At 70.8% G+C, this 11,588-nt stretch carries 10 protein-coding genes; 7 read left to right on the top strand and 3 right to left on the bottom strand.

The annotated features are described in order from the left end of the window. Positions 1 to 24 precede the first annotated feature (24 nt). Both O7602_RS02955 and O7602_RS02960 read right to left on the bottom strand, forming a co-directional pair. Complete coding sequence (locus O7602_RS02955; RefSeq protein ID WP_281590652.1) at positions 25 to 624, bottom strand: hypothetical protein; 600 nt, start codon at positions 622 to 624, stop codon at positions 25 to 27. Continuing rightward, positions 621 to 2,537, bottom strand: coding sequence for a PspC domain-containing protein (locus tag O7602_RS02960; RefSeq protein ID WP_281586694.1), 1,917 nt, complete (start codon positions 2,535 to 2,537; stop codon positions 621 to 623). The genes O7602_RS02955 and O7602_RS02960 overlap by 4 nt, the downstream gene beginning before the upstream one ends. Before the next feature lie 150 nt (positions 2,538 to 2,687). Here O7602_RS02960 and O7602_RS02965 point away from each other — a divergent pair, with 150 nt between their 5' ends. The 7 genes from O7602_RS02965 (at position 2,688) to O7602_RS02995 (ending at position 11,059) form a co-directional block, all read left to right on the top strand. After that, entirely contained in the window at positions 2,688 to 3,965 is a 1,278-nt protein-coding gene (locus tag O7602_RS02965; RefSeq protein WP_281590084.1) for an ATP-binding protein, read from the top strand. Between the two features lie 2 nt (positions 3,966 to 3,967). Continuing rightward, a complete protein-coding gene (locus tag O7602_RS02970; RefSeq protein WP_281586695.1) occupies positions 3,968 to 4,645 on the top strand; it encodes a response regulator transcription factor in 678 nt (225 codons plus the stop codon). Between the two features lie 574 nt (positions 4,646 to 5,219). Beyond that, positions 5,220 to 6,866 carry an ABC transporter substrate-binding protein gene (locus tag O7602_RS02975; RefSeq protein WP_281586696.1) on the top strand — a complete coding sequence of 549 codons (1,647 nt, stop codon included), beginning with the start codon at positions 5,220 to 5,222 and terminating at the stop codon, positions 6,864 to 6,866. A 144-nt stretch (positions 6,867 to 7,010) separates the two neighbouring features. Further along, a complete protein-coding gene (locus O7602_RS02980; protein ID WP_281586697.1) occupies positions 7,011 to 7,937 on the top strand; it encodes an ABC transporter permease in 927 nt (308 codons plus the stop codon). A 75-nt stretch (positions 7,938 to 8,012) separates the two neighbouring features. Then, entirely contained in the window at positions 8,013 to 8,996 is a 984-nt protein-coding gene (locus O7602_RS02985) for an ABC transporter permease (RefSeq protein WP_281586698.1), read from the top strand. A gap of 25 nt (positions 8,997 to 9,021) precedes the next feature. Further along, positions 9,022 to 10,050: an ABC transporter ATP-binding protein gene (locus tag O7602_RS02990; protein WP_281590086.1), complete on the top strand. Its 1,029-nt coding sequence runs from the start codon at positions 9,022 to 9,024 to the stop codon at positions 10,048 to 10,050. Next, a complete protein-coding gene (locus O7602_RS02995; protein ID WP_281586699.1) occupies positions 10,043 to 11,059 on the top strand; it encodes a dipeptide ABC transporter ATP-binding protein in 1,017 nt (338 codons plus the stop codon). Before O7602_RS02990 ends, O7602_RS02995 begins: the two co-directional genes overlap by 8 nt. Before the next feature lie 95 nt (positions 11,060 to 11,154). Here O7602_RS02995 and O7602_RS03000 read toward each other — a convergent pair whose 3' ends face one another. After that, positions 11,155 to 11,508 carry a chorismate mutase gene (locus O7602_RS03000; RefSeq protein ID WP_281586700.1) on the bottom strand — a complete coding sequence of 118 codons (354 nt, stop codon included), beginning with the start codon at positions 11,506 to 11,508 and terminating at the stop codon, positions 11,155 to 11,157. Positions 11,509 to 11,588: the final 80 nt, after the last annotated feature.

Below are 11,588 nucleotides of genomic sequence, written 5' to 3' on the forward strand. Positions count from 1 at the left end.
TTTCGCGCCGTCACATCGGCGCGGTCAGACCGGCCGCCCGCCGGAGTCGTGTGGTTCGTCGTTCTCCTGGCGTACCGGTGGCAGCTCGCGGGTGGCCGGTCCGCGCGAGCCCTCGGACTCGACGGTGGACAGTTCCTCGGTCGCCGGTTCGGCCGGTGACCGGACCGGATCGTCGTCGGCCGGCCGGTCCACCCGCGCCGGTGCCGGCTCGTCGGTCACCGCGCTGGTGGCCCACTCGTCGGCGTCGGCGGGGGCCGGGACGGCGCCGGTCGGGCTGCCGTCGCGGTACGGCGCGGCCACGGTCGTCTCCGGCCCGGCCGGCTGGTCGGACCGTTCCGGCTGCCCGGGTCGGGTGGCCTGGTCCGGCGGGGCCGCCTGATCCGCCGCGGCCACATGGTCCGGCTGCCCCGGCGAGGCGGGCGGGGCCGGTTGTTCCGGGCCGCGGACCGAGCGCAGCGCGCCGACCAGGCCGAGCAACCCGATCACGACAAGCCCACCGGCCAGGAACCAGCCGACCGGGGGCACCGCCAGTCCGAGGATCCGGGCCAACAGCCACCACAGGGCGAGCCCCAGGAAGATGAGGCCGAACGCGAACGACACGAGGTCCGTGCGGTGGGCCTTCATCGGGTCACCTCCAGGTTTCCGGCGTTCACGTGGACGTAGAGCCGGAGCGTGCCCCCGCCGGGGCCGTCCGCGCCGGCATCGGTGCTCTCCCAGAGCCGGCCGTTGAGCCCACTGGTGTGCCGGCCGAAGACGGAGGCGTCACCCGCGTTGACGTCGGCCACCGTGGTCACGTCCACGTTCGGCGGCACGACCACTGTGGCCTTGCCGAAGTTCACCGCGACCGTCACCTGGGTGTCCTGCTTGTCGAAGTCGATCGCCCGCAGGTCGAGCACGGCGTCGCCGAAGTTGTTCTCGTACCGGTCGGCCAGGTCGTTGCGGTCGGACGGCGCCCAGGTGACGTTGCCGTCGATGCCCCGGACCCGGTCGTAGGACTCGGCGACGGTGGCGACGCCGAGCGCCGCCCCGGCCACCAGACCGAGGGCGATCAGCCAGCGGGCCCGGCCGAACCAGGTGCCCACGAGCAGTCCGAGGCCGATGGTGGCAAGCGTCGCGGCGAAGTAGCCGGCGGCGCCGACCGGAAACACGTCCATCAGGTCGAGCATCGCCACCAGGCCCAGCGCCAGGAAGATCAGCGAGAAGGTGATCGCACCGAGCGGGGAACGTTCCTTCGGCCTTTTCGGCGGGCGGGGGGGACGGGCCGGCGCCGGGGCGGGAGGCGAGCCGGCGTACGGACCGTGCGGAGCGAACGGCGGTCGGTAGCCGCCCGGCGGCGGCGCGCCGGTCGGCGCGGTGACCGGCTCGCCCACCGGGGCGCCTGCGGTCGGGGGGGCGGGCCACGCCGCGCCGGAGGTCGGCCACGCGCCGGTGTCCCCGGCCGTCCCGGGCAGCGCGGCGGTCACCGGCCCGGACCGCGTCGGCCGGGTGCTCGCCGCGGCCGGCCAGCCCGGAGCGGACAGCGGCGTGGCCGGATAGCCGGGCTCGACGCGGGTGGCCGGATAGCCGGGTTCGACGCGGGTGGCCGGGTAGCCGGGTTCGACGCGCGTGGCCGGGTCGGCGGGGGCGGTGGGCGGGGGCGGGTAGCCCGGCTCGATGTGCCCGGCGGGGTGGTCGGATTCGGCCCGGGTGGGAGTGGCGCCCCGGTAGGCCGGATCGGAGCTGACGACGGGCGGGGAGCCGATTCCATCCTCGGCCCGGCCGGCGGGCCAACCCGGCGACGCGGATCCGGCCGGTTCGCCGGGCCGAGCCGGGGTGGCCGGCCCGGCCGGTGCCGCGTACCCGGCGGACCCGCCGGTCCACGGCGCCCCCGGCCCGGCCGGCGGACCGACCCAGGACGCGGTGCCAGGCCCGGTCGCCGGCGGCGGCCAGGCGCCCGGCGGCACCGGACCCGGCGGCTGGCCGGGCGCGCCGGTGCGGAAGGCGGGTCCGCGCTGGTCGCGGTTGAGCATCAGCGCGCCACCGATCAGGATCACCGCGCCGAGCAGGATGGCCCGGAATCCGTCGGTGACGACGTAGCCGAAGCCGACCGCGACCACGATGCCGAGGACGATCACGGTGACCGGGGACATGCTGGAGCGACCCCGACCGAGCATCGACTCCACCGGGGATGCGGTGTCCCCCTCGCCGGGGATGATCAGCCAGGCGGCGACGTAGACGAAGATGCCGATGCCACCGAAGAAACCGAGCACGGCCAGGAGGACGCGCCACAGCACCGGGTCGGTGTTCGTGGCCCGGCCGATGGCCGCGCACACCCCGGCCAGGTAGCGACCCTCCCGGGGACGGACCAGACCGTACCGGGTGGTGAAGCCGGCGGCGCCGGGCGGTGGGGCGTACCCGCCCGGTGGTGGGTCGGCGAACGGCGTGTCGCCGCCGGGCGGTGGCCCGGCGTCGGCGGCGGGTGCCGGCCCCGGCGGGGGCGGTGGATCGCCCGGTGCTGCCGCCCAGTGGCGGCGCGAATGGGCAGCGTCCTCGGTCATGCCTTCGATACTGCTGCCCCGGCCGCCCGGACGACCTCAGGACCCGACCCTGACCCCACCCTGAGATCCGGCGGCGGCGAATGTCCGGGGCGTCCCCGTGGTCCGGGGCGTTCCCGCCGTGTGACGATCGGAGCGTCGGCCGCCGCCGGCATCTCCGCGCCGACCCGGGAGTTTCCGATCAGCAGCACCGTCACGCCGCATCCCCCGCGTCTCTACCGGGCCACCGAGCACCGGTTGGGCGCCGGGGTGGCCGCCGGCATCGCCGACCACCTGGGCATCCCGGTGCTCCGGGTACGGGTGGCGTTCATGGTGCTGCTCGGGCTGAGCGGGCTCGGGTTGCTGCTCTACGCGGCCTTCTGGGCGGTGGTCCCGCCCCGGCCCGGCGACACCGCCGCCCCGCCCCGCCGCGACCTCAACCAGCTGCTGCCGTTCGTGGCGATCGGGCTGGGCGTCCTGCTGCTCCAGGTGGTCGCGTTCGACTCGGTCGGCGCGGCCGGCACCGCCGGATGGCTGGTTGCGATCATCGCGGTGGGCGCCGGCGTGATCTGGCACCAGTCCGGCCCGGAGCGACGCCGGCAGTGGGGCGACTCCGCGGTGCCCTGGTTGGGCGCGGTGGTGGAGGAGAGCGACCGCCGGGCGTTCGTGCTCCGCTTCATCGGCGGTGGGGTGCTCGTCGCGGTCGGGATCATCGGCGTGGCCGCGGTCTACTCGCCGGCGCAGAACTTCGACGCGGTGCTCAACGGCGTCATCTTCGCACTGGTCGGGCTGGCCGGGGTGGGTGTGGTCACCGGCCCGGTGCTCTGGCGCACCTGGAACCAGCTGCGGTCGGAGCGGGAGGGCCGCATCCGTGAGCAGGAGCGGGCCGAGCTGGCCGCCATGGTGCACGACCAGGTGCTGCACACGCTCGCGCTGATCCAGCGCAACGCCAGTGACGTCAAGACGGTGCAGCGGTTGGCCCGGGGCCAGGAGCGCTCGCTGCGCAACTGGCTCTACAAGCCGACCGCCTCGCCGACGGAGCGCTTCGCGGCCGCGCTGGAGCAGGCTGCCGCAGAGGTGGAGGACACGTTCGCGATCACGGTCGAGGCGGTGGTGGTCGGCGACCGGGAGACGGACGAGCGGGTCGGCGCGCTCGTCGCCGCCGCCCGGGAGGCGCTCGTCAACGCGGCCCGGCACGCCGGGGTGCAGACCGTGTCGCTCTATGCCGAGGTGGAGCCGGAGCAGGTGAGCGTGTTCGTCCGGGACCGGGGGAAGGGCTTCGACCCGGATACGGTGGAGAATCACCGGCACGGCGTCAGCGGTTCGATCATCGGACGGATGAAGCGGCACGGTGGCCGGGCGGAGATCCGGTCCGAGCCGGGAGAAGGGACCGAGGTCCGGCTGATCCTGCCGATCAGCGGCTCCGGCGCCACGGCGGAAAGGGACAGATGACCATGTCCGAGCAGGAACCGGTCGAGGGCGCGACGCCGCGAGGCCCGCTGCGGGTGTTCCTCGTCGACGACCACGCGATGTTCCGGGCCGGCGTCCGCGCCGAGCTGGGCACCCGGGTCGACGTCGTGGGCGAGGCCAGTTCGGTGGCCGAGGCGGTGACCCGGATCGCCGCCACCGGCCCGGACGTGGTGCTGCTCGACGTGCACATGCCGGACGGGGGTGGCCGGGCGGTGCTGGAGGCGATGCGGCGGACCCACCCGCAGGTGAAGTTCCTGGCGTTGAGCGTGTCCGACGCGGCGGAGGACGTGATCGGTCTGATCCGGGCCGGCGCCCGGGGTTACGTCACCAAGACCATCTCGCCGGAGGAACTGACCGACGCGATCCGCCGGGTGGCCGACGGCGACGCCGTGTTCAGCCCGCGGCTGGCGGGGTTCGTGCTCGACGCGTTCGCGTCCCGGCCGGACGCGCCGGTCGCCGACCCCGAGCTGGACCAGCTCACCAACCGGGAGCGCGAGGTCCTGCGGCTGCTCGCCCGGGGGTACGCCTACAAGGAGATCGCGAAGGAGCTCTTCATCTCGATCAAGACGGTCGAGACGCACGTGTCCAACGTGCTGCGCAAGCTCCAGATGTCGAACCGGTACGAGTTGTCCCGGTGGGCTGCCGACCGCCGGCTCGTCTGACCGCGACCCCGGACACCCGCGACGCCCTCGTCCACCCAGCCGGGGACGGTGCCCGCACAGCGGACGACGCCATCAGCCGGATGGGTAGAACTCGGTGTGATCGGCACCAATTCGGGGGGTGCCGCGGCGGGTGGGAGCGCGCTCACCGAGCCGGGCGGCCGGGGTGGTCTCCGTCGGTATGGGCGTGTCTTACCTGTTCAGGGGCGTGCGATCCGCGCCGTTTGTGATCTTTTCTCAAGTATCGGCAACGTGGCGGGCAACTAACGGCTTGATAACGGCACCTTCACGGAATGGGCCGGTGGGTGTCACAGTGGCAGCACCTCACCCCCCGGTGTGAGGCATCTCGTCGGGTCCACCGACCGCGGAACGCCGCTACCCGCGTCGCCCGTGGTCGTCGATCCTGCGCGGTGTCCTCGTCGAAGGGTGTGGCGCCCGGCGGATCGGTACCCCAGGGGTGTCCCGATTTCCTCTGCGGTAAACCGACGACCTGTGGTCCGGGTCGTCGGCGGTGTCACCCCCCACACGTGCGTGAAACCCACGACGGAACCAGGTTAGAAAGAGGAGGCCCCTCGGAATGAGAGTCTCGAAGCGGGCGAGCGGCGCGCTCGCGGTGGGCGCGGCATTCGCGCTCATCGCGTCCGGCTGCTCCAGCGGGAACAACGACGACGGTGACGGCTCCGGCGCGAGTTCGGACGGCGCCATCGTCGTCGACGGCACCCAGCCGGAGAACCCCCTGGTTCCGGCGAACACCACCGAGACCGGTGGCGGCAAGATCATCGACTGGGTCTGGAGCGGCCTGGTCGAGTACCCCAACAACGGTGGGGCGCCGCAGAACCTGCTCGCCGAGTCGATCGACACGAGCGACTCGAAGGTCTTCAAGATCAAGATCAAGCCGAACACCAAGTTCCACGACGGCACCACCGTCAAGGCCGAGAGCTTCGTCAAGGCCTGGAACTGGGCGGCGTACGGGCCGAACGGCGCGCAGAACGCCTCGTTCTTCTCCGACATCCAGGGCTTCGAGGACGTCTACACCGAGGACCCGGACGGCCCGGACGGCCCGAAGAAGGCCCCGGAGCCGAAGGCCAAGGAGATGTCCGGCCTCAAGGTCGTCGACGACACGACCTTCGAGGTCACGCTCGCCGCGCCGACCGCCGTGTTCCCGACCAAGCTCGGCTACAGCGCCTTCATGCCGCTGCCGGACGCGTTCTTCGCCACCACCCCGGCGGAGTTCGGCAAGAAGCCGATCGGTAACGGCCCGGTCAGTCTCGTCTCCTGGCAGGACGACGTCGAGATCAAGCTCACGCGCTTCGACGACTACAGCCTGCGTGACAAGATGAAGATCAAGGACGTCACCGTCAAGATGTACCAGGACGACACGGCGGCGTACAACGACCTGCTCGCCGGCAACCTGGACTTCCAGCAGCAGGTTCCGGTCTCGTCGCTGGCCGGCGACAAGTGGAAGACCGACCTGGGCGAGCGCGCGATCCAGACGACCGTCCCGTCGAACGGCATCATCGCCTTCCCGATCTACGACAAGAAGTTCCAGAACGCCAAGCTGCGTAAGGCGATCTCGCTCTCCATCGACCGGCAGGCCATCACCGACAAGATCTTCTTCGGTAACCGGAAGCCGGCCGACAGCTGGGCCAACCCGCTGACCCCGGGCGCGACCCCGGGCGACTGCACCTCCTGCAAGTTCGACCCGGCCCAGGCCAAGCAGCTCCTCCAGGAGGCCGGCGGCTTCCAGGGCAAGCTGACCCTGTCGTACAACGCGGACGCCAGCCACAAGGAGTGGATGGAGGCCGTCGCCCAGCAGATCAAGACCAACCTGGGCATCGACGCGGTCGCCGTCGGCGTGCCGACCTTCGCGGTCTTCCGCGCCAACATCAACGCCTACAAGATGGACGGCATGTACCGGGCCGGTTGGCAGCAGGACTACCCGGACGTGGAGAACTGGATCAACCCGCTCTACGTGACCGGCGGTTCCTCGAACGACGGCAAGTACAGCAACCCGCAGGTGGACGCCCTCGCCAAGGAGGCCTCCTCGGCCCCCAGCCTCGAGGAGGCGCACAAGAAGTTCGCCGAGGCCACCAAGCTCATCGACCAGGACGTCCCGGCGATCCCGGTCTACTTCAGCGGCGAGCAGTCCGGCCACTCGGAGAAGATCAAGAAGCTGGAACTGACCAACGTCGGCGAACTCGACATCACCTCGGTCGAGCTCTGATCCGAACGGTCTGACCCCGGGTCGGGCTCGCCTAACCGGTGAGCCCGACCCGGGGCCGTTCCGCGAGGGGGTGTACAACGAACCCCTCGCACGTTGTCGTCACCGCGTCGGGTGCCCGGCGCTCCCTGTCTGGAGGACCACCCCATGGGCCGTTATCTCTTGAGACGGCTGCTGCAACTCGTGCCGGTGTTCATCGGCACGACGTTCCTGATCTACTGGCTCGTCTGGTCGGTGCCCGGTGACCCCTTCGCCGGCAAGTGCGGCGACCGCGGGTGCCCGCCGAACTACCGGGCCATGATGACCGAGAAATATCATCTCGACGACTCGATCTGGGTGCAGTACGCCAGCTACATGAAGAACCTTTTCCAGGGTGACTTCGGTATCACGTTCGGTGGTCGCGAGATCAGCGACATCATCGCCACGTCGTACCCGAACACCCTGAAGCTGGCGGTGGTCGCGCTCGCCATCGAGGCCGTGATCGGCCTCGGCGCGGGTGTCCTGACCGGTCTGCGACGCAACGGCTTTTTGGACAACCTGGTCCTGATCTCCACCCTCTTCCTGATCGCCCTGCCGGTCTTCGTCATCGGCTTCGTGCTCCAGTGGGTGCTGGGCGTCAAGTGGGGCCTCATCAACCCGACCGTCTCCAACGAGATGCGGTTCAGCGAGCTGATCGTGCCCGGCTTCGTGCTCGGCAGCGCCTCGATGGCGTACATCGCCCGGGTGGCGCGGACGAGCATCGCCGAGAACCGGCGGGCCGACTACGTCCGCACCGCGATCGCCAAGGGCCTCCCGATGCGCCGGGTGGTCGGCGTGCACCTGCTGCGCAACTCGCTCATCCCGGTGGTCACGCTGCTCGGCACCGACCTCGGCGCGCTGATGGGCGGCGCGATCGTCACCGAGGGCATCTTCGGCATCAACGGCATCGGCCGGCAGGTGCTGCGCTCCATCGTCACGAAGGAGAGCGCTACCGTTGTCGGCATCGTGGTGGTGCTCGTGCTCGTCTACCTCGTGATGAACCTGCTGGTGGACCTGCTCTACGCCGCCCTCGACCCGAGGATCCGCTATGAGTGACCGCCGCAGCGAACGAATCGTCCCAGCAGTCTGCGCGGGTAACCACGCCCGTGCCGAGCGCATCGAGGTGCGGGCATGAGTGAACCGAATAGCGCGTCGGTCGTCGCGCCGCCGCCGTCGACCATGCCCACCGAGGCGGGTTCCGGCGCCCCCGCCGACGCCGGCCTGCCGGAGAACGCCAAGCAGCAGAAGCCCCGTGGCCTGCTCGGCGACGCCTGGCTCGACCTGCGCCGCAAGCCGCTGTTCTGGATCTCGGCGGCGTTCATCGTGCTGTTCATCGTGATGGCGGCGTTCCCGTCGCTGTTCACCTCCGGCGACGCGGTCAACGGCGCGCTGGAGCGCAGCCGGGTCGAGCCGTCGTCCTCCGCCTGGTTCGGCTACGACGTGCAGGGCCGCGACGTCTACTCCCGCGTCATCTACGGTGCCCGAGCGTCGATCGTGGTGGCTCTGGTCTCCACCACCCTCACCCTGCTGTTCGGTGGCGCGATGGGCGTCATCGCCGGTTACCGCGGCGGTTGGGTGGACGCGCTGCTCTCCCGGGTCGCGGACATCTTCTTCGGCCTGCCGTTCGTACTCGGCGCGATCGTCATCCTGACCACTTTCAACGGCTCCGGCACCGACAACGGCGAGTGGACGATCATGGGGCTGGTCATCCTGTCCCTGAGCGTGCTGAGCTGGCCGGTGGTGATGCGGCTGATGCGCTCCTCGGTGCTCGCCACCAAGGAGGCCGACTACATCGTGGCGGCCCGCGCGCTCGGCGCCGGCACCGGCCGGATCATCCTCAAGCACCTGCTGCCCAACTGCCTGGCGCCGCTGCTGGTCTACGGCACGATCATGGTGGGTTCGTTCATCGGCGCCGAGGCCACGCTCTCCTTCCTGGGCATCGGCCTGAAGAGCCCGGTGGTCTCCTGGGGCATCATGATCAGCGAGGCGCAGAACTACATCCGGGTCTCGCCGTACCTGCTGTTCTTCCCCTCCGCGTTCCTCGTCACCGCCGTGCTGAGCTTCGTGATGCTCGGCGAGGCGGTCCGCGAGGCCCTCGACCCGAAGCTCCGATAGGGGAACTGAGTTGTCCGACATTCTCGTGTCCGAGCAGTCCGCGGCGGGCGCCGACGGATCCGGCCGCCCCTCGGGCCGCCTGCTCGAGGTCGACGACCTGCGGGTGGAGTTCCGCACCCGGGACGGCGTCGCCAAGGTGATCAACGGTGTGACGTACCACGTCGACGCGGGGGAGACCCTCGCCGTGCTCGGCGAATCCGGCTCCGGCAAGAGCGTCACCGCGCAGACGATCATGGGCATCCTGGACACCCCGCCCGGGTTTGTCACCGGCGGCGAGGTCCGCTTCCACGGCAAGGACATGCTCAAGCAGTCCGCCGAGCAGCGGCGACGGATCCGTGGCGAGGGCATCGCCATGATCTTCCAGGACTCGCTCTCGGCCCTCAACCCGGTTTTCACCGTCGGCTTCCAGATCGCCGAGCAGTTCCGCATCCGGCGCGGCCTCAGCCGCTCGGACGCCAAGAAGCGCGCGATCGAGATGCTCGACCAGGTGAAGATCCCCAACGCCAAGGGCCGGTTCAGCAACTACCCGCACCAGTTCTCCGGCGGTATGCGGCAGCGCGCCATGATCGCGATGTCGCTGGCGCTGGACCCCGAGGTGCTGATCGCGGACGAGCCGACCACCGCGCTGGACGTGACCGTGCAGGCCCAGATCATGGATCTGCTCGGCGAACTCCAGCGGGAGCGGCAGATGGGCATGATCCTGATCACCCACGACCTCGGCGTGGTCGCCGACGTCGCGGACCGGATCGCGGTCATGTACGCCGGTCGGATCGTCGAGGAGGCAAGCGTCTACGAGCTGTACGCCAAGCCGGCGCACCCGTACACCCTGGGCCTGCTCAACTCGATCCCGCGGATGGACGAGAAGGGGCAGGAGCTCCGGACCATCAAGGGGCTCCCGCCGAACCTGATGAACATCCCGCCGGGCTGCTCCTTCAACCCGCGCTGCCCGATGGCGCAGCCGGTGTGCCGGGAGAAGGTCCCGCCGCTGCTCCAACTGGGCAACGGCCGGACCAGCGCCTGCCACTTCGCCGAGGAGCTCGTGAGCCGTGACTGAGAACATCATCGAGGTTCGTGATCTGGTCAAGCACTACCCCGTGACCCGGGGCGTCGTGTTCAAGAAGACCATCGGTCACGTCAAGGCGGTCGACGGCGTCTCCTTCGACCTCAGGGCCGGCGAGACGCTCGGCGTGGTCGGCGAGTCCGGCTGCGGCAAGTCGACGCTCGCCCGGGTGCTGATGAACCTGGAGAAGCCGACCGCAGGTCAGGTGCTCTACAAGGGCCAGGACATCTCCAAGCTCTCCGGTGGCGCGCTGCGGCGGCTGCGCCGGCAGATCCAGCTGGTGATGCAGGACCCGTACACCTCGCTCAACCCGCGGATGACGGTCGGTGACCTGATCGGCGAGCCGTTCGAGATCCACCCCGACGTGGCTCCGCGCGGCAGCCGGCGGGCCAAGGTCAAGGAACTGCTCGACCTGGTCGGCCTGAACCCCGAGCACATCAACCGCTATCCGCACCAGTTCTCCGGCGGCCAGCGGCAGCGCATCGGCATCGCCCGGGCGCTGGCGCTGCGGCCCGAGGTGATCGTCTGCGACGAGCCGGTGTCGGCCCTGGACGTCTCCATCCAGGCCCAGGTGATGAACCTGCTGGAGAAGCTCCAGGGCGAGCTGGGTCTGTCGTACGTCTTCATCGCCCACGACCTGTCGGTCGTGCGGCACCTGTCGGACCGGGTCGCCGTGATGTACCTGGGCAAGATGGTGGAGGTGGGCACCGAGGACGAGATCTACGAGCGGCCCACCCACCCGTACACCCAGGCGCTGCTGTCGGCGGTGCCGGTGCCGGACCCGACCCTGCGGGAGAGCAAGGCGATCATCCGGCTCCAGGGTGACGTGCCCTCGCCGGTCAGCCCGCCCTCGGGGTGCCGGTTCCGCACCCGGTGCTGGAAGGCGCAGGACATCTGCGCCCAGGAGGTGCCGCTGCTCCAGATCCGGCCGGGCTCGGACCACCCGAGCGCCTGCCACTTCGCGGAGAAGCGGAATATCGTCGTCACCCACGAGGTGGCCTGAACCAGACCGGACCGTCTGCCGGCGTCACCTCGACGCCGGCAGACGGTTCGTCGTCTCCGGCGGCCCGCAGGCCGTCCGCCTTTCCGCCGGGCGGGTCACAACGGGCCGCGACCGGCGCGCAGCAGCAGCAGCGCGAGCTGCGTGCCGTCGGCGCCGAGTTCCGCCCGGAACCGCTCCAGGATCTGCCGCTCGCGGGAGAGCACCAGCCGGGTCCCGCCGGAGGCCATCCGCGTCGCGCCGACCTCCTGGGAGAGCGCGGCCCGCTCCTGCCAGAGCGCGATGAGCGTGCTGTCGATCTCGTCGATCCGCCGCCGGATGTCGCCGATCCGCTCGGCCGCGGCCGAGTCGTCGGTGCCGGTCCGCGCCGCCGCGGCGCCGGTCGGGTCGCCGCCCGCCGGCCGTTCGTGCCGCGCCGGGCCGCCGCTGGACTCCACCACGTCAGTCATCATCGTCGTCCCTCTCGGGGGTCGGGCCCGGTACCCGGATCCCGGGACGGAAAAGCCCCGGGCTCGGGGAGCCCGGGGCTTTT

The sequence above is a fragment of the Micromonospora sp. WMMD1128 genome (genome assembly GCF_027497235.1).
Classification (GTDB): Bacteria; Actinomycetota; Actinomycetes; order Mycobacteriales; family Micromonosporaceae; genus Micromonospora.

Coding starts and splice junctions, on each gene's coding strand:
- O7602_RS02955 (WP_281590652.1), bottom strand. CDS start 624: ATGAAGGCCCACCGCACGGACCTCGTGTCGTTCGCGTTCGGCCTCATC.
- O7602_RS02980 (WP_281586697.1), top strand. CDS start 7,011: ATGGGCCGTTATCTCTTGAGACGGCTGCTGCAACTCGTGCCGGTGTTC.
- O7602_RS02985 (WP_281586698.1), top strand. CDS start 8,013: ATGAGTGAACCGAATAGCGCGTCGGTCGTCGCGCCGCCGCCGTCGACC.
- O7602_RS02975 (WP_281586696.1), top strand. CDS start 5,220: ATGAGAGTCTCGAAGCGGGCGAGCGGCGCGCTCGCGGTGGGCGCGGCA.
- O7602_RS02970 (WP_281586695.1), top strand. CDS start 3,968: ATGTCCGAGCAGGAACCGGTCGAGGGCGCGACGCCGCGAGGCCCGCTG.
- O7602_RS02960 (WP_281586694.1), bottom strand. CDS start 2,537: ATGACCGAGGACGCTGCCCATTCGCGCCGCCACTGGGCGGCAGCACCG.
- O7602_RS03000 (WP_281586700.1), bottom strand. CDS start 11,508: ATGATGACTGACGTGGTGGAGTCCAGCGGCGGCCCGGCGCGGCACGAA.